Raw genomic sequence first — 26,007 nt, forward strand, 5'->3', positions numbered from 1 at the left:
CACCAAAGCCCTATACCCCGGACTACAAACCAAGGCGAAACTGCTTAGGCGTAATCCCGAACTGCTTGCGAAACGCCCGAATGAAATTACTCGGCTGCCGATACCCCAACCGCTCGGCAATCCGTTCGATCGGCTGATCCCCCGCCGTCAACCAGTGCCGCGCCATCTCCAGGCTGTCACTGCGAGTATTTTGCACCGCCGCAGCCTGCCAGTGCCGCAACATGCTCTGATGCAAAAACCCATTGGCCCCGAGCAGAGGCTCATCGAGGCAAGCTGCCGGAAGGCTCAGACACGGATGTGAACCCGCAAGCACCTCGACACCAGCGCTACGCAACCACTGCCCGGCAGCCTGTTGCGGCGTCAGTTGGACCGCGACGAACACCTCGGCCGGCGCTCGCCCCAAACGTCGGGCGATGTTGCGCACCAACGTCAGGGTCGCCGCATCGAGGCCGAAAAAATGCGGCTGCCGGTCAACGCTGCGCAAATGCAAGCGGGCCTGCCCGTCACCCTCCTCCAGTTCCGCCACTACGTAGTTGGTCACCCGTGGCAGAAAATCGGTGAAACACGTAAGGCTCGCGCGCAGGGTCGGGGCGGAGTCCAGCAGAATGTTCAACCCCCGCAGCGTGGTGGTCGCCATGCCGTTGACCAGATCACAGCCAAACGACGCCCCCGCGCCCGCACGTTCGCATTCACTCCACAGGCGTTCGACCAGGTGCACGGGCACAGGCAGGTCCTGCCCTTCGAGCATTGACAGGCAAATGCCGGCCCGCTCCAGCAATTGGTCCTGGCACAGTCCTGATTGCCGGGCATGGCTGAGAATGGTGCGGGTGAAAGCGCTGGAAATGAACGGTTGACTGGTCATGGCAAGTTACGGCGAGAAGACAGGCGTGTACTTATGCCAGTCTCTATGCTATCGATCCAATGCATTAAAAGTATCCGCTGAATGCAGGAGACGCATGATGGACCTACGACAACTCCGCCACCTTGTCGCCCTGGCCGATTACCGCAACTTCGGCCGGGCCGCCGAGGCGATCAACCTCAGCCAACCCGCCTTCAGTCGCAGCATCCAGACCCTGGAGCGCGACCTCGACTGCGCATTGGTCGAACGCAGCAGCCGCGAATTCCGCCTGACTGGCCAGGGTGAACTGGTACTGCAACATGCCCGGCGCCTGCTCGCCGGCAGCCAGGCCTTGCACAACGAACTGACGCAATACAACGGCCTGACCGGTGGCGAGTTGCACTTTGGCTGCGGTCCGTACCCGGCCCAGGTGCTGGTGCCCGAGGCGCTGGCGGAATTCATCCAGGCCCATCCGGCGATCCGCATCAGTTTCCACCAGGGCGACTGGGAGCAACTGGCGATCTGGCTTCGCGAACAGCAGATCGAATTCCTCGTGGCCGACGCGCGGTACTTCACCGGCGACCCGCAATACCAGGTTCAGCTGTTGCGCCCTCGACGTGGGCGGTTCTTTTGCCGAGTCGGTCATCCCTTGGTGCAGCAACAGAACCTGTCCCTGCGCGCCCTGCTCGACTACGCGATGGTCGGCACGCGAATACCGCCGATGATCCGCAAGATCCTCGCCGACGCGCAGGGCGAGGCGGACTTCAGCCCGAGCGTGGAATGCGCGCAATTCGATGCGATCCGTCGCGTGGTGATGCGCTCCGACGCGGTGGGTATCGCCACCGTGGAGGCCTTGGCCGAACTGGTCGACCAGGGGCTGATCCGCCTGCTGGAATTCGCCGATGTGCCCAAGGAGGACCCCGGCCTGCAATTGCACTACGGCATCGTCAGCCGTGCCGGCCACTCCCTGACACCGGCCGCGCTGGCGATGGTCGATGCGGTGCTGACGGTTGACCGGCGTTTGCTGGCGTCGAATTAGATGCATCTGAACTGCACGCGATCCCTGTGGGAGCGGGCTTGCTCGCGAAAGCGGTGTATCAGACAACAATGTCGTCGACTGACACTCCCTCTTCGCGAGCAAGCCCGCTCCCACAGGGTTTCACGCACGCCGCGCCAGTGCCTGCAATGCCCGGGGCTCACCGAGAGCGCGCAGCAGGCAGTGCATCGCCTCCTCGCGGCTGCGCTCGAAGCGATAGCGCGACTCGATGTACAGTGCCAGTTTCAACTCCACCGGTTCGTCCAGGGGCAGCGGCACCTGTTGCAGGCCCAGCACACTGGCGACCCGGCTTGGCAGGCTGATGCCGAACGGCTGGCGATCGGCGATCAGCTTTGCCGCCAGGGTGCTTTGGGTACTCATCGCCACATTCCGGCGCAGACCTTTCAAGCCAAGTTGCAAGTCCACCGGGCTGAGCCCGTCGCGGCGGCTCGACACCTGGATCTGCGGCTGTTCCAGATACGCCTGCAGGGTGCGCGGCGGTTCCTTGAGCGCGGCGCCATAGGCGAACACGTAATGGTCGGCGGGCAACGCCTGTTTGTGCAGGCCGGCAAGTCCGGCCAGAGGCTGGTCCAGGTCGATCAGGATATCCAGCTTGCCGCTGGCCAGGTCCTGCAAGGCGTCGCGACGCCGGGGCTGGAAATAACGCACCTGCCAATCGGCGTGGGGCGATTCGAGCAAGGCATCGAGCAGCACCGGTTGCAGGCAATCCAGACAACTGATGCGCAGCAGCGGATTGTTCTGCCGCGCGGCGGGAATCATGCGCAAACCATCGCGCAACGACTCGAGCGCGGCACGCACGTAGTCGGCCAGACGGTGGGCGACCAGTGTCGGCGTCACCCCCAGGCGACTCTTGATGAACAGCGGGTCGCCGCACAATTCCCGCAGACGACGCAACGCATTGCTCATGGCCGGTTGCGACAGGCACATCACCTCGGCCGCACGGGTGACGCTGCGCTGCTGGTAAATCGCATCGAAGGCAAGCAACAGGTTCAAATCGAGCTGGCGTAAATCAAGCATGGTCTTGCTCCGGCAAATCGCTTAACGTCGGGCAGCCTAACCAGTGTTCGGGAACAAGCTGTGAGCCCTACATGACAAAAAGCGATCAGCCGCTGCACGATCGATCGATACCCAATGCGTTCTACGCGCCGACCCTGCTGCCGGCCATCGAAGAGCTGCTGGCCCGTGGCGTGGACCGGGACAGTATCGAAAGCCTGTTTCGTCGCAGCCTGTTCGAGTTGCGTACGCCATTCCTGCGCATTCCGCTGTTCATGTCGCGGCGCTTCTGGGCATTTGCCCTGGAGCAGACCGGCGACCCGTTGATCGGCCTGGCGGCCGGTCGGCGTTTCGTTTCCACCGCCACCAATGGCCTGACGTACCTGTTCGACGTGGCCGCCTCACTGGACAGCGCCTGCCAGTATTTCGTGCGCTTCTTTCCGTTTTTCAACGGGCACTTCCAGGCCCGGATCGTGCGTGGCGACGACAGCGTCGAATTGCACCTGCTCGACCGTGGCAGCGTGAAAACCAGCGCGGCGACCACCGATTACATCCTCATCAGCCTGTGCAGCATGTTGCGGCGCAAATTCCTCGCCAGCGGCCTGGGGCCTGATCCGATTCTGGGGGTCGGGCTGGCCGGTGCTTGCACGGCCAATGCGCAGGAACATCAACAAGCCTTTCGCGCACCGGTGCAATGGGGGCAGGCGCAGCACTCGATCCGCCTCGATCCACAGCTGTTCGTCATCCCGTTGACGCCGGGCAATCATGACCTGGAACACACGCTGGTCGAGCTGTTGGAGCAGACCCGACGCAACAGCGAGCCGACCCTGCTGGAGCAAGTCTGCGACCATTTGATCAGCGACCTCGCCGAGGCCAACTGGCAGCAATTGTGCACCACCCAGCACTTGCTCGAGCGCACCGCCGCCCGACGCCTGAAGGCCTTGGGCTGGAGTTTTTCAGAGTTGCTCGACGAGTACCGACGCTACCGGGCCGAAGACTTTTTGCAGGGGACAGACCTGGAGCTGGTGGAGATTTCCGATCGCCTGGGCTACAGCGATGTGCAAAGTTTCAACCGAGCCTGCCTGCGGTGGCTGGGGTGCGCGCCGGGTGCCTGGCGAACCCGGCAAGGTCAATGAAAAACCACGCTCGTGCACCACGGGTGCTTTGGAGTTTTGCGTCCCCCCGGTTTCCAGCTACAAATGATGAGTGGATTGAGTGTCCAGAATCTTGGCAGCGGGAAACCTCATGGAGGGTAAACATGCCTCGGCAAGTGATAGTCAACGCTGACGATTTCGGCCTCAGTGCCTGCGAAAACGCGGTGATCCTGGGCGCATTCCAGGCCGGGCTCATCAGCTCCGCCACCGCCATGGCCAACATGCCGGCGTTCGAAACGGCCTGCCTTCTGGCCCGGCATCCATTGCTCGAAGGCCGCATTGGCCTGCACTTCAACCTGACCTACGGCCGGCCGCTGAGCCAGAGCATTGTGCAGCGCCCGACGTTTTGCGACGGTGACGGCGTGTTCCATCTCAACCTGTCCCGCACCCGTCTCTGGCTCGGGCGCCGGGATCGCCATGCCGTACTGGAAGAACTCGAAACCCAGTGGCAGCGCTGCCTGGACAACGGCCTGCGCCCCAGCCACCTGGACTCCCATCAACAGGTGCACACTATCTGGCCGATCGGCGAGATCGTCGCTCGCTTCGCCGCCCGCCAGGGGGTGCCGGTGCGCCTGGCGCGCAACCTGGGGCAAAACCTCAGCCTGCCCAGGCGCGTGTTCGAGGACCTGCTCAACCGTCGCCTGAGCAACCTCGCTGGCGCCACCGCCGACTACGTGTGCACCCCGGTGGATCTGCGCAACGCCGAGCCGCCACCCGACGGACTGCTGGAAATCGTCGCCCACCCGAACCAGCTCGGCGCCGACTTCGGCGATGCCTGCCTGGAACCGGGAGAATCCTTGAGTGCACTGCTGGAACAGCGTTTGCCGGGTGTACCGCGGGTGGCCTATACCGCGGCTCGAGATGCCATGCCTCACCGGGCGCGGGCGGTTCTGGAGTAACGCCATCCCCTGCAGGAGGGAACTTGCTCGCGATGGGGCCAGCAGGACCCGCACACTATTGAGTTCAAGACATCAACTCTTCACCACCACCCACGTAAAACACAGCGGCAACTGCGCCACCTGCTGTTGATAGCGGTCATAGCATTCTTCGCGGTTGGAGTGTGGGTACTCCTTGAAGTGACGGATCTGCAACCCTGCCGCAATGGCGGCGCTGAAGAGATCGCCCAGGGTGTGGACGAACCAGTAGGACGGCGCGGCCGGTTGTTCGACCTTGCCTTCGTAGACGATCGGTTCGTGCTGCACGAAAGGTTCGCGGCGGAAGTATGAGCTGGCCGGGCGATAAGGATCGGCGGCCTCGGGGTCGAACATTTCCAGGAACGGGTGGGTTTCGTACACCACCAGCGCCCCACCCGGCTTCAGCGTGCGCGCCACATGGCGGAAGAATTCGCCGATGTCCGGCATCCAGTTCAAGACCCCGATGGTGATCAGCGCCAGGTCAAAGCGCTCCTGCAATCGGGCAGGCAAGTGGTGGATGTCCGCTTCGATGAATTGCGGCGCATGGGGCGAGCGGGACGCCAGTTCACGTGCCTGTCCGAGAAAGGCTTCAGACTGGTCGACGCCCACCACGCTACGCGCCCCCAGGGCGAACAGCGACAGGCTTTCGCGGCCGTTGTTGCAGCCCAGTTGCACCACGTCCCTGCCGTCGACACCTGTCTGGGTCAGCAAAGCGGTCAGGGTGTCGTCCAGACAGGAAAAATCTCCGTGTGCCACGTCCTTCAACAAGGCTTGCCATTCGCAGGAGTCTTTGTGATGACGGGCGGAGTCATTCCAGGCCTCGCGGTTACTGGCGATGGCTTGTTCTTTTGTCGGCATTTCCATTGCACGCTCCAGGGTCCGGGTCGTCGATTTGACCGGCCGGAGTCTAGATCAACCTCATCATGGCAGGTGTTGCGAACTTGTAATCCGCGTAGCACCGACGGCTGTCCACGGCGCCAGCTATAGTTAAAGACCTTGGGGGGAATGTGGTTAAACCGATCTAGCAGGTGTTGCCATGAAAAAGTCCGACCTGACGCTGTTGCTCGCCGTCTGCCTGGGTGCAACCGCTGTCGTCCACGCCGACGACATGCCAAACACCACCAGCTACAGCAGCGAATTCAACTATTACGGCGCCGACCAACCCTTCGCGCACCCCGCACCACCGTCCATGAACATCATCCCGCCAGGCTCGTACATCCCGACCGCACCCGGGGAATTCATCCCGGTTTCCAGCGAGCACGTGTTCTCGGACTCGCGCCTGCCGACAGTGGCCGACGCCACGGTTCGGGTGTTTATCCGCTCCTACGATCCGGAGCGTGGCGTATACGTGAACCAGGAAGTCGAGAACCCCGGCTGCATGATGTCCTGCCTGAGGCAGGGCCCGGTATTGCAGTGAGCCCAAGGGGCGCGGCAGGGAAACCATTTGAGAACGCCCCCTACCACTGGCGTTTGTCCGGACGGGTGAGACCGAGTTTTTCGATCCGGTAGCGCAACATGTCACGGCTCAGACCCAGCAGGCGTGCCGATTTGGTGACGTTCCAGTCGGTCTTGTCGAGCATCTTGCGCACCATGTCACGCTCCACTTCCGGCAGGTTCATGGATTCACTGCCGTTGTAGGACGCACGCGGTTCGCTGAAGTGTGGCGGTTCGTGATGAACAATCGCCGGATCATCCATCAGGCTCAGGCAGACGTTCAACTGATGGGCGGCGATGGTGTCGCTTTGCGCCAGCAACACGGTTTGCTCCAGCATGTTGCGCAATTCGCGCACGTTGCCCGGCCAGCTGTAACTGAGCAGCAAATCTTCGGCCTGGTCGCTGAAATGCAGGTTCGGTTTGCCGTAGCGTTTGCCGTGTAGCGCCAGGAAGTGCCGGGCCAGCAGCAGGATATCGGCGCCACGGGCATACAGGCGCGGCACCTTGATGGAAATGATGCGCAGGCGGAAAAACAGGTCGCGACGGAACTTGCCTTGCTGGACCATCTGTTCGAGGTTGCAGTTGGTGGCGCTGATCACCCGCAGATTGACCTTGCGCTCCTTCACCGAACCGACCCGGCGAATGGTCCGGTCTTCCAGCAACTTCAGCAACTTGGCTTGCAGCAGCAGGTCCATTTCACCGATTTCATCGAGGAACAGCGTGCCGCCGTCGGCCGCTTCCACCAGCCCCATGCGACGATCCTTGGCGTCGGTGAAGGCGCCCTTCTCGTGGCCGAACAGTTCCGACTCCACCAGATTGGACGGGATCGAAGCGCAGTTGAATTCAATGAACGGGCCTTTGGCGCGCGGGCCGTCGAAGTGCAAGGCCCGGGCCACCAGTTCCTTGCCGGTGCCCGTCTCGCCTTCCACCAGGACCGGCGGCAGATCGCTGTTGGCCATCCGCCGTTCGGCGTCGAGCAACTGACTGATGGTGCCCTTGAGGTACGCCATCGGTGCCGACTCGCCAATCAGTGCCTGCACCCCCGACTTCTGGGCTTCGCGCTCCTGGTAAAACGACAGCGTGCGCTCCATGCGGTCGGTGGCCAGGGCCTTGTCCAGCAACTGCTTGAGCTCTGGCAGGGCCACGGGTTTGGTGACGTAGTGAAAGGCCCCCTCTTTCATCGCCACCACGGCGTCTTCGACGTTGCCGTAACCGGTCATCATGATCACTTTCAGATCCGGCGCGCTGATGCGCAGCTTCTGGATCAGGTCGTGACCACTCATGCCCGGCAACGAGTTGTCGGTCAGTACCACGTCAGGCGCAAAAGAACCCAATTGCTCCAGTGCATCTTCGGCCGAGTGGCAAACGGTCACCTCGAAGCTCTTGCGCTCCAGGTAAGTCTGAATATTCTCAGCGAGAATTTCGTCATCCTCGACCAGCAGAATGCTGTGCTCCATATGCCCCTCCCGTTGCCACTTTGAAATTGAGACAAACGCGGGTTCCTTCCTGCTCCCGGCTGGTCAGTTCGACCGAACCGTCAAAACGCTCCATTATTCTTTTGACCAAGGCCAGGCCTACACCCAGTCCACCTTGTTTGGTGGTGAAAAACGGCTTGAAGACCATTTGCTGCTGTTGTTTGGACATGCCCTTGCCGGTGTCGGTCAATGTCATGCTCACGTCGCCGGACACCGAGGAATCGATCTCGATCGTCAGCACGCCGCCCTTGGGCATTGCTTCCAGTGCATTGGCGAACAGGCTATTGAGTATTTGCGTAAGCAGCACTTGTTGGCTGACAACCGGTGGCACGCTGACAGGGGAAAATCGCACTTCGACGTCCGATCGCTTGATCAGGGACTCGAAGGCACTCAGGGTGTCTTCGAGGGCCAGCACCAGGTCGACCGTTTCACAGTCGTCATTCATCGGCCGCAACGACACCAGCAATTCACGGACCCAACGCGACATGCGGTCGACCTGATTGATGATGTCGCCGATGTTTTTCTGTGCGGTCTGGCTGGCGATGTCCTGGGCCAGTTCGGCGCTGGAACGGATATTGGCCAGCGGGTTGCGCAAGCTGTGGGCCACCGCCGAGGACATCTCGCCAAGGGCGACAAAGGTCTCGTTGGCGATCAGTTGTTTCTGCTGGCTCTGCAACAGCGTCGCCGCCCGTCGCACGATCCAGAACAGCCCCAGGTAAATGGCTGCCCCCCCGATCAGCGTGGCCAGCCAGATCGCCTTGAAGCCACGCTGGATGCGTTCCACCAGATCCAGCGGCTCCTTATAGATTTCCACCATGGCGACCACTTTGCTTCTGTCGGCGTTGAACATCGGAATGTAGTTCTCGACGAACAAATACTCCGGTTCGCGCAGCAGGCGCTGCTCGGGACGCTCCTCATCGATTTCGTGGTAGCTGGTGGACACCGGCGATTTCATTTCGAAGGATTCGTCCAGCTCAAAGTCATCTTCGATGCGCACACCAATCAAATCGGTGTTGGTCGACCAGACCACGGTGCGGTCCAGGGCGTACACCGTCGCCAGCAGGATATCCGGCAAATGCATCACATGGTCGAGAAACTCAACCCGCGCGGCGGCCCGGGATTCGGGGCTGACATCGGAGTCGGCATGGTCCATGCGCGGGTCGAGCATTTCACCCATGGTTCGGCCCGGGGCAATGCCGGCATGCCGGATTTCGGCCTCGCCAATGGACTGGATGAACTGCGCGGTCAGCATCGAATCACGCTCGATACTTTCATCGACCACAAAGCGCGTGGAGATGTAACCCAGCCCCAGCGCCACCGCGGCAATGATGAAAAAGCTTGCCAGGGAGAACCAGCGCAGCAAGTTGAACTGCGGCCGCCACCCCTTGCGTTGTAGTGCCGGGGCCTGCGGCGCAGCTACTTTTTGTTGTTCGAGTATCTGCATGGCTGTGTCCTGGGTGCTTGAAATCGAGCCTGTTCAGCCGCTTTCAGAACCAGTGTAGGTGGCATTGATAGCCATTGGCTGGCCCGCGTAATTTTTTTGACACTATTGCACCCGGGGTGTCTCGGGTTGCGCGACCGAATAATGTTATTCAGGCGCCTCGTTACCACTGACCAATGGCGCCGCTGGCGGATGCTGACGGTCGGTTTCTTCTTTCAGGAAATCGATGATGGACTGGGCGGAATGCGGATCCAGCCGCAAGTTGGGCATCGAGATCCTGTTGTAGCGCTCGAACAGTTCCATCGCGATCGGGTCCTTTTCCGCGAGCATGCGGTCAGGTTCGCGGATCCAGCGTTTGAGCCAGGCCGGATCGCGCTGATAGGTCACGCCGATCAGGTCCGGGCCGATGCTGCGCAGGCCGATGCCCTGCCCGTCCAGCGGACCGAGGCTGTGGCAAGACGCGCAGCGGGTGCGAAACAGCTCTTCACCATTACTCGGCGGGCGAATTTCCGGTGCATCGACATAGCTTTCTTCCACACTGGGCTGTTTCCAGTTATGCAGGGTATTGGCCAGTTGATCGGCCAGAATCCAGGGATTTTCGAACGGCGAGGATTTCATCCAGCGGCCCGTTGCCTGGTTGCCGATGATCAGGCTCAGGTTGTGGTCCTTGTTGCGCCCGTTATCGACGCCTTCGATGAACAACCCCAGTTTTTTGCGCAGGTCGGTGACATCGGCGAACTCCCCGGTGAGGAATTTCCACCCGGGCCCGACCTGAAAGCGTTGCGCATAGGCCTTGAGCACCTCGGGAGTATCACTCAAGGGGTCGATGCTGATGGAGTAGAAGAAAATGTCCTTGCCTACCCGATCCCCCAGCAGTTTCTGCACCTGGCGCAGACGCGCGGTTTCCAGGGGGCAGGAATCGCTGCACGTGGTGAAGATGAAGTTGATCACCACCACCTTGTCTTTGATCAGGTCATCGAAAAAATGCAGCTGCTGTCCGTCCTGGTCGGTCAACGGGGTGTTGGGGAAATACTCGGCACCCCACGGGGTGACGGCTTCAACGACAGCGGATTCGGCAGTGGATGCCGGAGCAGGCGCGGGGGTCGACGTCGGCTGGCTGGCGACCAGCAACTGGCTGGCCAGCAAACCGGTCACCAGCATCAGCACCAAGTGCATGCCCAAGGCTCGTGAGCGTGGTGAATGCATCTCTTTTTTTTCCATCACCAGCCGCCTCGATGTGGTGAAGGGGGGTGATGGTGGTTTTGCAAGGACCTCGCCAATCATGTGTTTTTTTTATAAAACGTACTAACACTCGACAAAACAATGATTTATCAAATCAATGTGCGATGACCGGGGAAATGGCCGGGGATTGATACCCGTTATTGGGGGTAGATCATCCCCGTTTTCAGGGGGCCAGAACAAACGACAGGCGCACAGTGGTGCCCTCGCCTTCACTGCTGTCGAGGGTCACCGCACCGCCAAATCGCTCCATGATTCGCTTGACCAGCACCAGCCCGACTCCCAGCCCGCCCTGCTTGGTGGTGAAGAATGGCCGGAAGGCCATGGTGCGCTGTTCTTCGCTCATGCCTTTGCCGGTATCGCTCACCGTCACGCAGACGCGCTGGGCATCGCGCGGTTCGATCCGGATGGTCAGGGTGCCGCCGCCGTCCATGGCTTCCACCGCATTGGACAGCAGGCTGTTGAGGATCTGGGTCAGTTGCACATGCTGGCTCAGCACCATGGGCGTCTGGTCCGGCTCGAACACCACCTTGACCTTGGCCCTGCTGACCTGATGCTCGTAAGCCATCAGGCTGTCATGCAGGGCCGCCACCAGGTTCACCGGTTCCGCCTCGTCATTGAGCGGTCGCAGGGACTGGAGCAATTCGCGTACCCATGTCGACATGCGATCGACCTGACCAATGATGTCGTTGATGTTCCCGTGCGCCGGACCGCTGTCGAACTCCATTGCCAGCTCGGCGCTTGACCGGATGTTCGCCAACGGATTGCGCAGACTGTGGGCGACCGCCGAGGATACCTCCCCCAGAGCCACAAAGGTTTCGTTGGTGATCAATTGCTTCTGCTGCGTCGCCAGAAGGATCGCCGCCCGCCGCACGATCCAGTACAACCCCAGGTAAATCAGACCACCGCCCAGGGCGGTTGCCAGCCAGATCAGCACCAACCCGCGCTCCATGCGGTTGATCAGGTCCTGCGGCTCCTTGTAGATCTCGACCATTGCCGTGACGGTGTTGCCATCGGCGTCGAACAGGGGAATGTAGTTTTCGATGAAGGTGTATTTGGGTGGTTCCAGGAACTTCTGCTCCATGCGGGTTTTGTCCACATCGTGGTAACTGGTCGATACGGAAATTTTCGAGTTGAATGCCCGGTCGAGGTCTTCATCGTCATGGATCGTAGTGCCCATCAAGGCCGGGTTGGTCGACCAGATCACCATGCGGTCGGGGGCATAGATGTTGGCCAGGATCACGTCCGGCAAATTTGCGATATGGTCGAGGAAATCATCACGGGCACTGGCACGGGACAGCGGGTCGACGTCAGGAAAGTCCTTGTCTTTTCGTGGGTCGAGTAACTCGCCCATGGTCCGGACGTTGGGAATCGACAATTGGCGCACCTCGGTCGAGGCAATCGCCTGGATGAATTGTGAGGTCAGTAGCGCATCGCGCTGCACGCTTTCGGTAATCACGAACCGCGAGGACACCGCCCCCAGCGCCACCGCCACCGTGCCGATCACCACCATGCTGATCAGCGAAAACCAGCGCAGCAGATTGAACGGCTCCTTGCGCGTGTTCAAGCGAACTTCGCTGTCGGTCGCAAGTACTTTGGCGATTGTGTTCATGGACACGGTTCCCGGAAAACCCCTATAGGTTTATAGCCCAGCCATAGCCGATTGCCCGAACCTGGGGACTGCGATTCCCACCCACCCCGCGGCCCCGCCCCCCCAAAGTCGGGGACTGCTGCCCGAACCATAATGTCCCGATCTGCCGCCAGTGACTGCGCCAAGGCCTTTACTGCGGGCTTCTCACGGGCGTTTTCGCCGATTGGTATGGAAGTTGCCGAACTCCCTGCCAACTGCCCATCCCCAAGGGGCAGGTACTTCGACAGAGGGAATACCCATGCACCCGTTACTGTGCAAAACCGCGACCGCCCTGGTTATGACCGCTCTAGCCCAAGGCATTGCCCAGGCAGCGCTGTTTGCCGTAGACCCCGGGCCCTACCTGCCAGCCAATGGCAATTTCGCCGCCTGGTATCAAGACAGCCACGGCCGAACCCTTGACCTGTGTTTATCAAAGGCTGTCAGTTCCCGTGTTGCCAGCGCTCCAGGCGCCCCGACCTACATGTGCTCGCTGATTCCTAATCCCGGCATTTTCGATGACACCCAACCGTTGGTCTTCCCGAGCAATTTCCCCGACGAAGCGTTCTGGGCAACAGGCGAAACGACCATCGTCGATGCCGCCCGAGGCATCGACCTGACCTATGTCTCGGCGCTCGAAGCAGCCTTCAGTGGTGGGGATCCACTGGAGGGCGACCAGATCAGCTTCGCCCGTATCCGTGTTCGCATCGACGTGCCCACCGCGGGCACTTACGTCATCACCCACCCCTACGGCGTCGAAGTGTTCAACGTCGACACTCCCGGCCGGCGGGCGATCAACATGACCCGGGACATTGGCATCGGTGCGCCAAAAACCTACAACGGCGCGCTCAAGGGCGACGTCGGGCCGTTCCTGCGCAGCGTCAATGGCCCCTACACCGAGACCAACCCGAGCACTGGCCAGGCCGAACAATTCGTCGGCGATCCGAACCTCACCGAAGCCGTCACCGGCAGCCCGTTCAACACCAACTACGTGCGCATCGAAGGCCCCAATGGCCTGGACTTGCGCACCACCCTCTTCGCCGTATCCGGCAAGTTGTCGAATGTGGCCCGGCCGACCCCGGTGATCGCCGAGCGCAGCACCTACTCGCGACAGGCCGGCACCAGCGCCCCGGTGGCCCAGCAGGACGTGTTCGTGCTGGCCCCGCCGCCACCGGCCACCGTGACCCTGGACAGCAACAACCCGGTGCTGAACTTCACCGAGGCGAACACCACCGGCCACTGGTATGCGCAGTCGCCGAACAATCCGACGCTGCCGAGCACCTTGCAGGTGACCGCCGACAACCACCTGGCCATCGCCAGCAGCACGCCGACCACTTTGCCCATGCCGCTGACCGACCTGGTGACGATCTCTCGCGCCGAGTACAGCCTGAGCACCGGGCAAATCACCATCGTGGCCTCGACCAGCGATGAAACGTCGCCACCGGTGCTCACCGCCACCTCCGGCACCGGTATCGCCATCGGCGCCCTGAGTGGTGACGGGGCCGTGAAAAGCCTGGCCACCGGCATCTCGCCGATTCCGCCAGCCCAGGTTCGTGTGTCGTCCTCCAATGGCGGCAGCGATACCGAAGAAGTGGTCATCGTGCAATGAACGCCCACATGCCCGGATCCTCATCAGGAGGCATCATGAACAAATGGCCACGCCTGGCGCTCAACGCCCTGGGACTGACTCTATCGCTGACCGGCAGTGCTTTGGCGCAACTCGCCGCCGTCGATCCCGGCCCTTACACCTTTGCCACCGGGAAATTCCCGATCTGGTATCAGGACAATAATCAACTGTCGATGGAGCTGTGCCAGTCCCGCGCCGCCAGCTCGCGGGTGGCAGCCAGCGTGCCACCGGCCTACATGTGCACCCTGCTGCCGACACCGGGCATTTTCGACGACACCCTGCCGATGGTGTTCCCGGATAACTGGCCGGACGAAGCCTTCTGGTTCCTGGCCGAGACCAGCATCCCCAACAACTCCGCCGGCTATGGCATGGACGCCTATGTCGCCGGGATCGAGGCCGCATTTGCCGGTGGCAACCCCCTCGATGGCGACCAGATCAGCTTCGCGCGGATTCGGATGCGGGTGAACATTCCCGTTGCCGGGACCTACACCATTACCCACCCCTATGGCGTGGAAACGGTCAACGTCACCACCCCCGGCCGTCGTGCGATCAACATCACCAGGGACGTCGGCATCGGCGCGCCGGGGGTTTTCAGCGGTGCGGTCAACGGTGCGATCGGGCCGTTCCTGCGCAGCGTCAATGGCCCCTACACCGAGGTGAACCCGGACACCGGCGCCGTCGAAACCTTCGTCGGCGACCCCAACCTCACCGAAGCCGTGACCGGCAGCCCCAACAACACCAACTTCGTACGCATCCAGGGGCCGGCCGGGACCCTCCAGACCAACCTCTTCACCCTGTCCGGCAAGGTGCTCGACAACCGCGCGCAAACCACCGTGGACATGACCCGGGCCACCTACCGCCGCATAGCCGGCACCGGCGGCAACAACACCCGGGTCGAAGTGTTTGCCAAAGCCGCCATCGGCTCGGCCCTGTGCTTTCGCGAAAGCATCGCCCTGGTCCCCGGCCCACCTGTGTCGCCTTGCCAGACCAACATGGTGGGCGATAACAACGGCGTGTTCTTCGCCCAGCATCTGCTGGCCAACGGGACGGTGCCGCCGGTCGTGGTGGTCACCGCCACCAACCCCGCCGGGACCACCCGCCCGACCGCGGTGTCGAGCAAACTCTCGGACGTGGTGAAAATCCAGACCGCCCGTTACAGCTGGAGCAACCACAGCCTGCTGATCGAGGCCACCTCCACGGACGAAGTGGTGGTCCCGGACATGGTCGCCCAGGGTTACGGACGGCTGTCGAAAACCGGCATCCTGCAACGCCTGACGGTGGCTGACCTGACCCAGCCCCCTGCAACCGTGACGGTGAAATCCGCCGCCGGCGGCAGTGACACCGAGCCGGTCGTAGTCGTCGGCACTGCACCGGACACCGGCGCGAACCAGGCACCGATCTCCGTCGCCGATACCGGCAGCACCAGCTTCGGCGTGCCAATCACCCTCAACCTGCTGGCCAACGACAGGGACCCGGACGGCAATACGCCACTGAGCATCACTGCGCTGACCCAACCGGCCACCGGCCAGGGCACCGTGGCATTGAGCGGCACTACGTCGGTGGTCTACACCCCTCCCGCTGTCGTCAACACGCCGCTGACCACGACCTTCACCTACAAGGCCCAGGACATCAAAGGCCTGGCCTCGACGACAGCGGCAACCGTGACCATTACCGTGGCGCCTAACCGGCCTCCGGTGGCAGTGGCCGATGCCGTCACGACACTGGGTGTGGCGATTCCAATCAACGTGCTGGCCAACGACACCGATCCGGAAGGCAACCTGCCCCTGGCGGTCGCCAGCTTCACTCAACCACCGGCAGGTCGCGGCACCGTCAGCAGAAACGGCACGGTGCTCACCTACACCCCGCCGACCACCGTCACCACGGCCTTCACCACGACCTTCACCTACATCGCCCGGGACAGCTTCGGCGCCCTGTCGACGTCGCCGGCCACGGTCACGGTGCAGGTTTCGCCACGGCCTGTTGCGGAAACCTTCGCAGTGACCAGCGCAACGGTGAGCGCCCGCTCCAATAACCGCTTCACCTGGAACTTTGCCGGCACCTCATCGGTGACCACCGGCAACACCATCACCATCAAGGTCACCACGCCGACCGGGCTGGTCACCCTGGGCACCACCACCGTCCCGGCGAATGGACGCTGGAAGTTGACGGTGAACAACACCACCACGGTGGTTCCGTCGGCGAACCCGACCGCCACGATCACCTCGTCCCAAGGCTCCGTGCGGACGGTGCCGGTGATCGCCAACTGAGCCCCCGCCCCATCAGCCACGTTGGTTGATGGGGCCGGCTTCAACCCTATGGAAAACCGCGGCATCGGGTGGGGGACGCGGTTTTTTGCCGGGTGCATTGATGGATGCAATCCAGCGGTGGTCTGGCTGCCATCACTGGAGCGGTGCCCGACCAAGCTCAATCCAATGGGCTGGGACAACTGCACGTGAATGGTTGGCTCGTAAGCCGCCATCGTAGGAACGCCGCCCGGAGCAAGTTCGCTCCCACAGGCACTCAATACATCTGAAAGGTTTCGATCGACTGGCAGGCCGCCTTCGCGGGCAAGCCCGCTCCCACAGGTACTCAGTACATCTGAAAGGTTTCGATCGACTGGCAGGCCGCCTTCGCGGGCAAGCCCGCTCCCACAGGGGTTCGGCGTACACAAACGCCTCTCACCACTCAACAGGCCGAGCGTTAGCTCGCCTGCAGCTCTTGATCTTGATCCACCCGCCCCCTCGGCAGGATGAATGCCGGAGCGAAGGAACCCCGAGCCTCAGCGAGGGGCCGTACGTCAGGGGCCTTAGCGCACCAGCCGCTCGGCCAGCGCCTTGGCCTGGCTCACCACATCAGAGACGGCCGTACTTTCCCACCACATGCCGCGCAACGGCGGGCCCATGGCAAACAGCCGGCTGGCGGGCTCACCCTCGGCGCTCAGGACCGCGCCATCGACCTCTGCGGCGATGCCCAGGGCCAACGGCCCCGGTCGGACCAGGCCACGGGCGAGCAGTTGCCGGGGCAACGGCCGCGCGACCCGGCGCCAGTCATATTCGATACCACTGGAGTTGATCAGGGCGCCAGCGCTGACGACACAGGTGTGTGCCTCACCGCGTCGCCGAAGGCGGATACTGACGCCGTCGCCCGCCGAACGCTCAAGCCCCTCGAACGAGGCGGCGTGAATACGTAACCGCCCTTCTTCATACAAACGCTCCACCAGTTCGGCACTCAGGGGTGACGAGCGGTGGTGATGGCTTTCCCACCACGGCCGCACATGCCGCACGAACTGTCGACGCTGCACGTCCGTCGCCTGTTGCCACAAGCGACCGATGTGTGGCCGCACCGTGTTCAGTGGCGCCTGCCAGTCGATACCCTGGGCGATGGCGTCCCGACAGTGCCGACGCAGTTCGCGCATCAACTGGCGAGGTGTGCGGATGCGCTGATCCTGCGCGAGAAAATCCACCCAGGCCGGTGGCTGGCGACGTACATGGGGCCGCAGGCCATGGCGGGAAAACACTTCGATGGGCCCGCGATGCCCGGCCTGATCCAGGGACACCACGGCGTCGACCATGGTCAGGCCCGAGCCGATGATCATGACCGTCGATTGCGGGTCGAGCCGCTGCATGGCCGCCACGTCCCACGGATCAAGGGCTGCAGCGTTCAAGCCGCAGGATCGGGTTTGTGGCGTGCACGCGGCGGGAAACATCCCGGTGGCCAAGACCGCAAAAGCGCCCTGCAAGCTTCGGCCATCACTCAAGGTCAACCGCACGGCGTCTGTATCGGCTTGCAAATCGACCACTTCGGCCTGCACATGCTCGACCGTCGAACCGTTCAATGCGCCCAGCGCCTGCGCGTCTGCCAGTCGCTGGCGGGCGTACAGGCCGAAAATTCCCCGTGGCGGAAACAGTTCGCCGACCGGCACCTGCTGCTGATCCGATTCCGGCCAGCCGCCCGCTTCGATGTACTCGCTCAGCCATTGGGTAAAGTCGTCGGCGTTGTCCGGGTCGACACTCACCCGCGCCGCATTGCCATTGAGCGTATGGCCCAGTTCCACCGCGCTGTAGGCTACGCCCCGCCCCAACTCGGCCCGGGGCTCGATCACCAGCACCCGGCACCGGCCCGGCCGGCGCATCAACTGCGCCGCCAGCATCGCGCCACTGAGGCCACCACCGACAATCAGGATGTCGGCGTCATTGGTCAAGCTATGGCCCATCGTGCACTCCCTGTTCAGATCACCACATTACGCACAAACTTCGCCGCCACCGCCCCGTCGTTGCGATAACAGTGCGGCTGGTTGCTGGCGAACATGAAAAATTCACCCGCCGCGATACTCTGCGGCCGGTCGCCTAGCATAACGGTCAGGCAGCCTTCGAAGACATAAATCTGCTCGCTCCAGCCATCGGCGTCCGGCTCCGACGGATACACCTCGCCCGGTTGCAGGCACCATTCCCACTGCTCGACTTCGCGGCTGGCCTGGGCCTTGGAGAGCAACACCGCCCTGCTGCCGGGAATCGTGCCGGTCCAGGCAAGCTCGTTGATACGGCTGGGATCCCGGGCGTCGGGCGCCTGGATCAAATCACTGAAGGCAACGTCGAGGGCTTCGGCGACGCGGTCGAGGGTGGTCAGGCTGACGTTCTTTTCCCCCGCCTCGATCGCTACCAGCATTCGACGGCTGACACCGGACTTTTCCGCCAGCGCCGTCTGGCTCAAGTCGGCGGCATGACGCAATCGGCGGACATTTTGACTGACGTGCTGGAGGACCGATGCCCGTTGGGTAGAATCTTTGTGCACTATATTGCTCACTGAGTAGGGTTGGGCAGTATACTGCGCAACATTCGACGCATTGTGCGTCCCCCTCCAGTAGCGTGCAAGGTCATGACGTCGATGAACTCCCCAAAGGCTTCCTCCCGCTTTACAAGGTTCAGCAAGGCCGAATGCGTGCTGGTGCTGATCACCATGGTCTGGGGCGGTACCTTCCTGCTGGTACAGCATGCGATGACCGTCAGCGGCCCGATGTTTTTCGTCGGCCTGCGCTTTGCCGCCGCCGCGAGCATCGTCGCCCTGTTTTCCTGGCGTCACCTGCGCGACCTGACCCTGTTCGAACTCAAGGCCGGGGCGTTCATCGGCGTGGCCATCATGCTCGGTTACGGCTTGCAGACGGTCGGGTTGCAGAGTATTCCCAGCAGCCAATCGGCATTCATTACCGCGCTGTACGTCCCGTTTGTGCCGTTGCTGCAATGGCTGGTGCTGGGGCGGCGTCCGGGGTTGATGCCGAGCATCGGCATCATGCTGGCCTTTACCGGCTTGATGCTACTGTCTGGGCCGTCCGGTGCGTCGTTCAATTTCAGCCCCGGTGAAATCGCCACCTTGATCAGCGCCGTGGCCATTGCGGCCGAAATCATCCTGATCAGCACCTATGCCGGCCAGGTCGATGTGCGCCGGGTGACGGTGGTGCAACTGGCCGTCACTTCGGCGCTGTCGTTCCTGATGGTGGTGCCGACCAACGAGGCCATACCGGACTTCTCCTGGTTGCTGCTGTGCAGCGCGCTGGGTCTTGGGGCGGCAAGCGCGGCGATTCAGGTGGCGATGAACTGGGCGCAGAAAAGCGTGTCACCGACTCGCGCCACATTGATCTATGCCGGCGAGCCGGTATGGGCCGGGATTGTCGGGCGCATTGCCGGGGAGCGCTTGCCGGCCATTGCCCTGGTCGGGGCCGGGTTGATTGTGGCGGCGGTGATTGTCAGTGAGCTGAAGACCAAGGGTAAGGCTGCTGCGGTAGAAGAAGAGCTGGAGCGGGAAACACAGGGTTGAACCGCTAATTCAGCGGTGCATGATCGATTGCTTTCGCGGGCAAGCCCGCTCCCACAGGTTCAGAGGCGTTCACATAACTTGTTTACGACGCGGACACTGTGGGAGCGGGCTTGCCCGCGAAGGGGCCGGTCCAGACACCCCCTCTCTGAAACAATGTTAAACAGGGCTTTTCCGTCTACCGTGTAGGATTCTGCGACAGCTTGGCGTTTGGTGATCCGGGAGCTGGCACGTATGATGCTTCACAAACTTCCGCAGATTAGAAGCCTATGTCCCTGATAGTTCTACTGCTTCTGCCTTTCGTAGGCAGCTGTTTGGCGGCCGTGTTGCCGCACAATGCCCGTAACGCCGAATCCCTGCTGGCTGGCCTGATCGCCCTGATCGGCACCGTTCAGGTCGCCTTCCTGTACCCGCGGATCGCCCATGGCGGCGTCATTCGCGAAGAGTTTTCATGGCTGCCCAGCCTGGGCCTGGACTTCGTCCTGCGCATGGACGGTTTCGCCTGGCTGTTCTCCATGCTGGTGCTGGGCATCGGCACCCTGGTTTCGCTGTACGCCCGCTACTACATGTCGCCGAACGATCCGGTGCCGCGGTTCTTCGCGTTTTTCCTGGCCTTCATGGGCGCCATGCTTGGGCTGGTGATCTCCGGCAACCTGATCCAGATCGTTTTTTTCTGGGAGCTGACCAGCCTCTTCTCGTTCCTGTTGATCGGCTACTGGCACCATCGCGCCGATGCCCGGCGCGGCGCCTACATGGCGCTGATGGTGACCGGTGCGGGCGGCTTGTGCCTGCTGGCGGGGGTCATGCTGCTCGGCCATGTGGTCGGCAGCTATGACCTGGACAAGGTCCTGGCCGCCGGCGAGCTGATTCGTGCCCATGCCCTCTACCCGATCCTGTTGCCCCTGATCCTGATCGGCGCACTGAGCAAAAGTGCGCAATTCCCCTTTCACTTCTGGCTACCCCACGCCATGGCCGCGCCGACGCCCGTGTCGGCGTATTTGCATTCGGCGACCATGGTCAAGGCCGGGGTCTTCCTGCTCGCGCGGCTATGGCCCTCGCTGTCGGGCAGTGAAGAATGGTTCTACATCGTCAGTGGCGCCGGTGCCTGCACCCTGTTGCTCGGGGCGTATTGCGCGATGTTCCAGAACGACCTCAAGGGATTGCTGGCCTACTCGACCATCAGCCACCTGGGCCTGATCACCCTGTTGCTCGGCTTGAACAGCCCGCTGGCCGCCGTCGCCGCGGTGTTCCACATTCTCAACCACGCGACGTTCAAGGCCTCGTTGTTCATGGCCGCCGGCATCATCGACCACGAAAGCGGCACCCGCGATATCCGCAAACTCAGCGGCCTGTACAAGCTGATGCCATTTACCGCCACCCTGGCCATGGTCGCCAGCGCTTCGATGGCCGGCGTGCCGTTGCTCAACGGTTTCCTTTCCAAAGAGATGTTTTTCGCCGAAACCGTGTTCATCAATGCCACACGCTGGGTCGAACTGAGCCTGCCGATCGTGGCAACGATTGCCGGTACCTTCAGCGTGGCTTACTCCCTGCGTTTCACCGTGGATGTGTTCTTCGGCCCGCCCGCGACCGACCTGCCCCACACGCCCCACGAGCCACCACGCTGGATGCGCGCGCCGGTCGAATTGCTGGTGTTCGCCTGCCTGCTGGTGGGGATCTTCCCCGCCCAGATAGTCGGCCCGCTGCTCGCGGCGGCGGCGCAACCGGTGGTTGGCGGCACGCTGCCCGAGTACAGCCTGGCCATCTGGCATGGCCTGAACGCGCCGATGATCATGAGCCTGATCGCCTTGTCCTGCGGCTCCGTGCTCTACCTGCTGCTGCGCAATCAATTCAAGCGCGGGCGTTTCGACCGCCCGCCCGTCATCGGGCGCCTGGACGGCAAGCACCTGTTCGAATACGCGCTGGTCGCCATCATGCGCCTGGCCCGTCGCCTGGAACCGCGGATCGGCACCAAACGCCTGCAAATGCAGTTGTTCCTGGTGGTACTCGCCGCCGTGCTGGCCGGGCTGATTCCCATGTTGCACAGCAGCCTTCACTGGGGTGACCGGCCGAAAATCCCCGGGTCGATCGTCTTCGTCACCTTGTGGTTGCTGGCCATCGCCTGTGCCCTTGGCGCGGCCTATCAGGCCAAGTACCACCGGCTCGCGGCCCTGACCATGGTCAGCGTCTGCGGCCTGATGACCTGCATCACCTTCGTCTGGTTTTCCGCGCCGGACCTGGCCCTGACCCAACTGGCCGTCGAAGTGGTGACCACGGTGCTGATCCTGCTCGGCCTGCGCTGGCTGCCACGCCGGATCGAAGAAGTCTCGCCTTTGCCCGGCAGCTTGCGTCGGGCACGGGTACGGCGTGTCCGCGACTTGCTGCTGTCGACCTCGGTCGGTGTCGGCATGGCATTGCTGGCCTACGCCATGCTGACGCGCCAGACCCCCAACGATATTTCCTCCTTCTACCTCAGTCGCGCCTTGCCCGAAGGCGGCGGCAGCAACGTGGTCAACGTGATGCTGGTGGACTTCCGTGGTTTCGACACCCTCGGTGAAATCACCGTGCTGGTGGCGGTGGCCCTGACCGTGTACGCCCTGCTACGCCGCTTCCGTCCGCCGAAAGAAAGCCTGCAACTGCCGGCCCAGCAACGCTTGCTCGCACCGGATGTGGTCACCGACCTGGTCAACCCGCGTCACGCCAGCGACACCGCGCTCGGTTTCATGATGGTACCGGCGGTGCTGGTGCGCCTGCTGTTGCCGGTGGCGCTGGTGGTGTCGTTCTACCTGTTCATGCGCGGGCACAATCAACCGGGCGGCGGCTTTGTCGCCGGGCTGGTGATGTCGGTGGCGTTCATCCTGCAATACATGGTCGCCGGCACGCAGTGGGTCGAGGCGCAAATGAGCCTGCGGCCACTGCGCTGGATGGGCACGGGACTGATGATTGCCACCGCCACGGGGCTGGGTGCGATGCTGGTCGGCTATCCATTCCTGACCACCCACACCTGGCATTTCTCGTTGCCGCTGCTGGGTGACATTCACCTGGCCAGCGCGCTGTTCTTCGACATCGGTGTGTACGGCGTGGTGGTCGGCTCGACCCTGTTGATCCTCACCGCCCTTGCCCACCAATCGGTGCGCGGCCACAAAACCGCTGCCCAGCCCAAATCCGTTACCGCCAAGGGAGCCGTCTGATGGAAGAAGTCATCGCAATCGCCATCGGCGTACTGGCCGCGTCCGGCGTCTGGCTGATCCTGCGCCCACGGACGTTCCAGGTGGTCATGGGCCTGTGCCTGCTGTCCTATGGCGTCAATCTGTTCATCTTCAGCATGGGCAGCCTGTTCATCGGCAAGGAACCGATCATCAAGGACGGCGTGCCGCAGGATCTTCTGCACTACACCGACCCATTGCCGCAGGCACTGGTGCTGACGGCGATCGTCATCAGCTTCGCCATGACCGCGCTGTTCCTGGTGGTGCTGCTGGCCTCCCGGGGCCTGACCGGCACCGACCATGTGGATGGCCGGGAGCCCAAAGAATGATGGCGATGACTCACCTGATCGTCGCACCCATTCTGCTGCCGCTGCTGACTGCCGCAATCATGCTGATGCTCGGCGAGAAGCACCGCCCGCTCAAGGCCAGGATCAACCTGTTCTCCAGCCTGCTCGGGCTGGGCATTGCCGTGGCGTTGTTGCAATGGACACAAACCACCGGCGTGCCCGGCTCCATCGGCGTGTACCTGCCGAGCAACTGGCAAGTGCCGTTCGGCCTGGTGCTGGTGGTCGATCGCCTGTCGGCGCTGATGCTGGTGCTGACCGGCATCATCGGCGTCAGCGCCCTGCTGTTTGCCATGGCACGCTGGGACAGTGCAGGTTCGAGTTTTCACGCGCTGTTCCAGATCCAGTTGATGGGCCTATACGGTGCGTTCCTCACTGCCGACCTGTTCAACCTGTTCGTGTTCTTCGAGGTGCTGCTGGCCGCGTCCTACGGCTTGATGCTCCACGGCTCGGGCCGGGCGCGGGTGTCGTCGGGGCTGCATTACATCTCGATCAACTTGTTGGCCTCGTCGCTGTTCCTGATTGGCGCGGCGCTGATCTATGGGGTCACCGGCACGCTGAACATGGCCGACCTGGCGGTAAAAATCCCGCTGGTGACCGAAGCTGATCGCGGCTTGCTTCACGCCGGCGCGGGGATCCTGGCCGTCGCGTTCCTGGCCAAGGCCGGCATGTGGCCGCTGAACTTCTGGCTGGTGCCGGCGTACTCCTCGGCCAGCGCGCCGGTGGCGGCAATGTTCGCGATCATGACCAAGGTCGGCGTCTACACCTTGCTGCGCCTGTGGACGCTGCTGTTCTCCGCCCAGGCCGGGGCATCGGCGTTCTTTGCCGGCGACTGGCTGATCTACGGCGGCATGGCGACCATCGTCTGCGCCGCCATTGCGATCCTCGCCGCGCAACGCCTGGAACGCATGGCCAGCCTGAGCATCCTGGTATCGGCGGGCATTCTGTTGTCGACCATCGGTTTCGCCCAGCCGAACCTGGTCGGTGCGGCGCTGTTCTATCTGTTCAGCTCGACCCTGGCGTTGAGCGCGCTGTTCCTGCTGGCCGAGCTGATCGAACGCTCGCGTTCGGCCAACGAAATCCAGCTCGAAGATGAAACCGAACTGCTGCCCCGCCCACTGGAATCCCTGCATCCACCCAAAGGCACCAACCTCGACGACGACCAGAAAGCCGTGGTCGGCCAGGTGATTCCCTGGACCATGGCGTTTCTCGGACTGAGCTTCATCGCCTGCGCCTTGCTGATCATCGGCATGCCGCCGCTCTCCGGTTTTATCGGCAAACTCGGGTTGATCGGTGCCCTGCTCAATCCGCTCGGCCTGGGCAACAGCGGCGACACACCGGTTTCCAACGCCGCGTGGGGCCTGTTGGTGTTGTTGATTGTGTCCGGGCTGGCGTCGCTGATCGCCTTCTCGCGCCTGGGCATCCAGCGCTTCTGGACGCCAGCGGAACGGCCATCGCCCCTGTTGCGACGCTTGGAATGCGTGCCGATCTTTGCGCTGCTGGGCCTGAGCATTGCGCTGACCTTCAAGGCCGACCCGTTGCTGCGCTACACCCAGGCCGCCGCCGATGCCTTGTACAACCCCCAGCAATACGTGATGGCGGTGCTCGACACGCGCGTCGTACCGAACCCGTCGGCCAAAGCGCCCCCGTTGGAGGTGCAACCATGAAGCGCCTGTTTCCGGCACCGTTGCTGTCGCTGGCCTTGTGGTTGCTGTGGCTGTTGCTGAACCTTTCGACAAGCCCCGGCAATTTGCTGCTGGGTGCCGTGCTGGGGTTCTGGGCGCCATTGATGATGCGCAGGCTGCGTCCGCTGCCGGTGCGCATCCGTCGCCCCTGGGTAATCCTGCGTCTGGTCCTGCTGGTCGGGCGCGATGTACTGGTGTCCAACCTCGCCGTGGCCTGGGGCGTGCTCAATGCCGGTCGCCGCCCGCCCCGCTCGCAATTCATCAAGGTGCCGCTGGACTTGCGTGACGCCAACGGCCTGGCCGCGCTGTCGATGATCACTACGGTGGTGCCGGGTACGGTCTGGTCGGAGCTGGCACTGGATCGCAGCATTCTGCTGTTGCACGTCTTCGACCTGGAGGACGAGGCGCTGTTCATCCAGCACTTCAAGGCGACCTACGAACGTCCGTTGATGGAGATCTTCGAATGAGCCCCTTGCTGTCGAACGCGATCCTGCTGAGTCTGTTCTTCTTTTCCCTGGCGATGATCCTGACCCTGATCCGCCTGTTCAAGGGGCCGTCGGCCCAGGACCGGGTTCTGGCGCTGGACTATCTGTACATTGTCGCGATGCTGATGATGCTGGCGCTGGGCATTCGTTATGCCAGTGACACTTACTTCGAGGCGGCGCTGCTGATCGCACTGTTCGGTTTCGTCGGCTCGTTCGCCCTGGCGAAATTCCTGCTGCGCGGTGAGGTGATCGAATGAATACGCCAATGTCGATGTGGGTGGAAATCCCGGTGGCGATCCTGCTGGTGCTCGGCAGCCTGTTTGCGTTGATCGGCGCCACGGGCCTGTTGCGCATGAAGGACTACTTCCAGCGCATGCACCCACCGGCTCTGGCCTCGACGCTCGGGACCTGGTGCGTGGCGCTGGCTTCGATCATCTATTTTTCGGCGCTCAAGTCCGCGCCGGTCTTGCACGCCTGGCTGATTCCGATCCTGCTGGCGATTACCGTACCGGTGACGACACTGCTGCTGGCCCGGGCGGCGCTGTTTCGCAAACGCATGGCCGGGGATGATGTGCCGGCTGAGGTGAGCAGCCGGCGGAGTGAGAGCGGCAGTTAGACCAAGGATTTTTAGTGCCTGGGCCGGCCTCTTCGCGGGCAAGCCCGCTCCCACAGGGATTGCGCTG

At 62.6% G+C, this 26,007-nt stretch carries 22 protein-coding genes; 13 read left to right on the forward strand and 9 right to left on the reverse strand.

Translation table 11 applies throughout. From position 1 onward, the window contains the following. Positions 1 to 22: 22 nt before the first annotated feature. The gene (locus AC07W4_RS17595) at positions 23 to 862 is read right to left on the reverse strand and encodes an AraC family transcriptional regulator (protein WP_495033309.1); all 840 of its coding nucleotides are present in this window, start codon (positions 860 to 862) and stop codon (positions 23 to 25) included. Between the two features lie 94 nt (positions 863 to 956). On the opposite strand from AC07W4_RS17595, the gene AC07W4_RS17600 reads away from it, so the two are divergent. Beyond that, on the forward strand, positions 957 to 1,877 hold the full coding sequence (locus AC07W4_RS17600; RefSeq protein ID WP_495033310.1) for a LysR family transcriptional regulator: 921 nt from the start codon (positions 957 to 959) through the stop codon (positions 1,875 to 1,877). A 120-nt stretch (positions 1,878 to 1,997) separates the two neighbouring features. Here the strand turns inward: AC07W4_RS17600 and AC07W4_RS17605 are convergent, their stop codons facing one another. Then, on the reverse strand, positions 1,998 to 2,912 hold the full coding sequence (locus tag AC07W4_RS17605) for a LysR family transcriptional regulator (RefSeq protein ID WP_495033311.1): 915 nt from the start codon (positions 2,910 to 2,912) through the stop codon (positions 1,998 to 2,000). Between the two features lie 71 nt (positions 2,913 to 2,983). Between AC07W4_RS17605 and AC07W4_RS17610 the strand changes: the two genes are divergently transcribed. Both AC07W4_RS17610 and AC07W4_RS17615 read left to right on the forward strand, forming a co-directional pair. Then, on the forward strand, positions 2,984 to 4,024 hold the full coding sequence (locus AC07W4_RS17610) for an AraC family transcriptional regulator (RefSeq protein ID WP_495033312.1): 1,041 nt from the start codon (positions 2,984 to 2,986) through the stop codon (positions 4,022 to 4,024). Between the two features lie 122 nt (positions 4,025 to 4,146). After that, positions 4,147 to 4,941, forward strand: coding sequence for a ChbG/HpnK family deacetylase (locus AC07W4_RS17615; protein ID WP_495033313.1), 795 nt, complete (start codon positions 4,147 to 4,149; stop codon positions 4,939 to 4,941). 72 nt (positions 4,942 to 5,013) lie between these two features. Here AC07W4_RS17615 and AC07W4_RS17620 read toward each other — a convergent pair whose 3' ends face one another. Then, positions 5,014 to 5,820: a class I SAM-dependent methyltransferase gene (locus AC07W4_RS17620; protein WP_495033314.1), complete on the reverse strand. Its 807-nt coding sequence runs from the start codon at positions 5,818 to 5,820 to the stop codon at positions 5,014 to 5,016. Positions 5,821 to 5,992: 172 nt separating this feature from the next. Here AC07W4_RS17620 and AC07W4_RS17625 point away from each other — a divergent pair, with 172 nt between their 5' ends. Then, positions 5,993 to 6,373 carry a hypothetical protein gene (locus AC07W4_RS17625; RefSeq protein ID WP_495033315.1) on the forward strand — a complete coding sequence of 127 codons (381 nt, stop codon included), beginning with the start codon at positions 5,993 to 5,995 and terminating at the stop codon, positions 6,371 to 6,373. 40 nt (positions 6,374 to 6,413) lie between these two features. Here AC07W4_RS17625 and AC07W4_RS17630 read toward each other — a convergent pair whose 3' ends face one another. The 4 genes from AC07W4_RS17630 to AC07W4_RS17645 all read right to left on the reverse strand — a co-directional run bounded on the left by AC07W4_RS17630 (position 6,414) and on the right by AC07W4_RS17645 (position 12,157). Next, positions 6,414 to 7,847, reverse strand: a complete 1,434-nt coding sequence (locus tag AC07W4_RS17630) for a sigma-54-dependent transcriptional regulator (RefSeq protein WP_495033316.1) — start codon at positions 7,845 to 7,847, stop codon at positions 6,414 to 6,416. Then, positions 7,816 to 9,309, reverse strand: a complete 1,494-nt coding sequence (locus AC07W4_RS17635) for an ATP-binding protein (protein ID WP_495033317.1) — start codon at positions 9,307 to 9,309, stop codon at positions 7,816 to 7,818. The genes AC07W4_RS17630 and AC07W4_RS17635 overlap by 32 nt, the downstream gene beginning before the upstream one ends. Positions 9,310 to 9,453: 144 nt before the next feature. Then, positions 9,454 to 10,512: an SCO family protein gene (locus AC07W4_RS17640; RefSeq protein ID WP_495033318.1), complete on the reverse strand. Its 1,059-nt coding sequence runs from the start codon at positions 10,510 to 10,512 to the stop codon at positions 9,454 to 9,456. 199 nt (positions 10,513 to 10,711) lie between these two features. Continuing rightward, positions 10,712 to 12,157 (reverse strand): sensor histidine kinase, encoded by a 1,446-nt coding sequence (locus AC07W4_RS17645; protein WP_495033319.1) that lies wholly within the window; start codon positions 12,155 to 12,157, stop codon positions 10,712 to 10,714. A 277-nt stretch (positions 12,158 to 12,434) separates the two neighbouring features. Between AC07W4_RS17645 and AC07W4_RS17650 the strand changes: the two genes are divergently transcribed. Both AC07W4_RS17650 and AC07W4_RS17655 read left to right on the forward strand, forming a co-directional pair. Further along, positions 12,435 to 13,781 (forward strand): hypothetical protein, encoded by a 1,347-nt coding sequence (locus AC07W4_RS17650; RefSeq protein WP_495033320.1) that lies wholly within the window; start codon positions 12,435 to 12,437, stop codon positions 13,779 to 13,781. Between the two features lie 35 nt (positions 13,782 to 13,816). After that, positions 13,817 to 16,066 carry an Ig-like domain-containing protein gene (locus tag AC07W4_RS17655; RefSeq protein WP_495033321.1) on the forward strand — a complete coding sequence of 750 codons (2,250 nt, stop codon included), beginning with the start codon at positions 13,817 to 13,819 and terminating at the stop codon, positions 16,064 to 16,066. A 539-nt stretch (positions 16,067 to 16,605) separates the two neighbouring features. Here AC07W4_RS17655 and AC07W4_RS17660 read toward each other — a convergent pair. Further along, the gene (locus AC07W4_RS17660) at positions 16,606 to 18,012 is read right to left on the reverse strand and encodes an FAD/NAD(P)-binding protein (protein ID WP_495033322.1); all 1,407 of its coding nucleotides are present in this window, start codon (positions 18,010 to 18,012) and stop codon (positions 16,606 to 16,608) included. A gap of 14 nt (positions 18,013 to 18,026) precedes the next feature. After that, positions 18,027 to 18,590, reverse strand: a complete 564-nt coding sequence (locus AC07W4_RS17665; protein ID WP_495033323.1) for a helix-turn-helix domain-containing protein — start codon at positions 18,588 to 18,590, stop codon at positions 18,027 to 18,029. 21 nt (positions 18,591 to 18,611) lie between these two features. Here AC07W4_RS17665 and AC07W4_RS17670 point away from each other — a divergent pair, with 21 nt between their 5' ends. From AC07W4_RS17670 to AC07W4_RS17700, 7 genes are all read left to right on the forward strand, one after another. Beyond that, positions 18,612 to 19,610 carry a DMT family transporter gene (locus AC07W4_RS17670; RefSeq protein WP_495033324.1) on the forward strand — a complete coding sequence of 333 codons (999 nt, stop codon included), beginning with the start codon at positions 18,612 to 18,614 and terminating at the stop codon, positions 19,608 to 19,610. Positions 19,611 to 19,876: 266 nt separating this feature from the next. Beyond that, entirely contained in the window at positions 19,877 to 22,795 is a 2,919-nt protein-coding gene (locus tag AC07W4_RS17675; protein WP_495033325.1) for a monovalent cation/H+ antiporter subunit A, read from the forward strand. Next, on the forward strand, positions 22,795 to 23,139 hold the full coding sequence (locus AC07W4_RS17680) for a Na+/H+ antiporter subunit C (RefSeq protein WP_007986256.1): 345 nt from the start codon (positions 22,795 to 22,797) through the stop codon (positions 23,137 to 23,139). The genes AC07W4_RS17675 and AC07W4_RS17680 overlap by 1 nt, the downstream gene beginning before the upstream one ends. After that, positions 23,136 to 24,821, forward strand: a complete 1,686-nt coding sequence (locus AC07W4_RS17685) for a monovalent cation/H+ antiporter subunit D (protein ID WP_495033326.1) — start codon at positions 23,136 to 23,138, stop codon at positions 24,819 to 24,821. The genes AC07W4_RS17680 and AC07W4_RS17685 overlap by 4 nt, the downstream gene beginning before the upstream one ends. Next, the gene (locus AC07W4_RS17690) at positions 24,818 to 25,306 is read left to right on the forward strand and encodes a Na+/H+ antiporter subunit E (RefSeq protein ID WP_495033327.1); all 489 of its coding nucleotides are present in this window, start codon (positions 24,818 to 24,820) and stop codon (positions 25,304 to 25,306) included. Before AC07W4_RS17685 ends, AC07W4_RS17690 begins: the two co-directional genes overlap by 4 nt. Beyond that, a complete protein-coding gene (locus AC07W4_RS17695; RefSeq protein WP_007986253.1) occupies positions 25,303 to 25,581 on the forward strand; it encodes a K+/H+ antiporter subunit F in 279 nt (92 codons plus the stop codon). The genes AC07W4_RS17690 and AC07W4_RS17695 overlap by 4 nt, the downstream gene beginning before the upstream one ends. Then, a complete protein-coding gene (locus AC07W4_RS17700; protein WP_495033328.1) occupies positions 25,578 to 25,940 on the forward strand; it encodes a Na+/H+ antiporter subunit G in 363 nt (120 codons plus the stop codon). Before AC07W4_RS17695 ends, AC07W4_RS17700 begins: the two co-directional genes overlap by 4 nt. Positions 25,941 to 26,007 lie beyond the last annotated feature (67 nt).

This window comes from Pseudomonas sp. GW821-FHT02A08, from assembly GCF_059422045.1.

What these genes read in the sequence shown, in the direction of transcription:
- AC07W4_RS17595 (WP_495033309.1), bottom strand. Translation starts at nt 862, where the DNA reads ATGACCAGTCAACCGTTCATTTCCAGCGCTTTCACCCGCACCATTCTC.
- AC07W4_RS17600 (WP_495033310.1), top strand. Translation starts at nt 957, where the DNA reads ATGATGGACCTACGACAACTCCGCCACCTTGTCGCCCTGGCCGATTAC.
- AC07W4_RS17605 (WP_495033311.1), bottom strand. Translation starts at nt 2,912, where the DNA reads ATGCTTGATTTACGCCAGCTCGATTTGAACCTGTTGCTTGCCTTCGAT.
- AC07W4_RS17610 (WP_495033312.1), top strand. Translation starts at nt 2,984, where the DNA reads ATGACAAAAAGCGATCAGCCGCTGCACGATCGATCGATACCCAATGCG.
- AC07W4_RS17615 (WP_495033313.1), top strand. Translation starts at nt 4,147, where the DNA reads ATGCCTCGGCAAGTGATAGTCAACGCTGACGATTTCGGCCTCAGTGCC.
- AC07W4_RS17620 (WP_495033314.1), bottom strand. Translation starts at nt 5,820, where the DNA reads ATGGAAATGCCGACAAAAGAACAAGCCATCGCCAGTAACCGCGAGGCC.
- AC07W4_RS17625 (WP_495033315.1), top strand. Translation starts at nt 5,993, where the DNA reads ATGAAAAAGTCCGACCTGACGCTGTTGCTCGCCGTCTGCCTGGGTGCA.
- AC07W4_RS17630 (WP_495033316.1), bottom strand. Translation starts at nt 7,847, where the DNA reads ATGGAGCACAGCATTCTGCTGGTCGAGGATGACGAAATTCTCGCTGAG.
- AC07W4_RS17635 (WP_495033317.1), bottom strand. Translation starts at nt 9,309, where the DNA reads ATGCAGATACTCGAACAACAAAAAGTAGCTGCGCCGCAGGCCCCGGCA.
- AC07W4_RS17640 (WP_495033318.1), bottom strand. Translation starts at nt 10,512, where the DNA reads ATGCATTCACCACGCTCACGAGCCTTGGGCATGCACTTGGTGCTGATG.
- AC07W4_RS17645 (WP_495033319.1), bottom strand. Translation starts at nt 12,157, where the DNA reads ATGAACACAATCGCCAAAGTACTTGCGACCGACAGCGAAGTTCGCTTG.
- AC07W4_RS17650 (WP_495033320.1), top strand. Translation starts at nt 12,435, where the DNA reads ATGCACCCGTTACTGTGCAAAACCGCGACCGCCCTGGTTATGACCGCT.
- AC07W4_RS17655 (WP_495033321.1), top strand. Translation starts at nt 13,817, where the DNA reads ATGAACAAATGGCCACGCCTGGCGCTCAACGCCCTGGGACTGACTCTA.
- AC07W4_RS17660 (WP_495033322.1), bottom strand. Translation starts at nt 18,012, where the DNA reads ATGGGCCATAGCTTGACCAATGACGCCGACATCCTGATTGTCGGTGGT.
- AC07W4_RS17675 (WP_495033325.1), top strand. Translation starts at nt 19,877, where the DNA reads ATGTCCCTGATAGTTCTACTGCTTCTGCCTTTCGTAGGCAGCTGTTTG.
- AC07W4_RS17680 (WP_007986256.1), top strand. Translation starts at nt 22,795, where the DNA reads ATGGAAGAAGTCATCGCAATCGCCATCGGCGTACTGGCCGCGTCCGGC.
- AC07W4_RS17685 (WP_495033326.1), top strand. Translation starts at nt 23,136, where the DNA reads ATGATGGCGATGACTCACCTGATCGTCGCACCCATTCTGCTGCCGCTG.
- AC07W4_RS17690 (WP_495033327.1), top strand. Translation starts at nt 24,818, where the DNA reads ATGAAGCGCCTGTTTCCGGCACCGTTGCTGTCGCTGGCCTTGTGGTTG.
- AC07W4_RS17695 (WP_007986253.1), top strand. Translation starts at nt 25,303, where the DNA reads ATGAGCCCCTTGCTGTCGAACGCGATCCTGCTGAGTCTGTTCTTCTTT.
- AC07W4_RS17700 (WP_495033328.1), top strand. Translation starts at nt 25,578, where the DNA reads ATGAATACGCCAATGTCGATGTGGGTGGAAATCCCGGTGGCGATCCTG.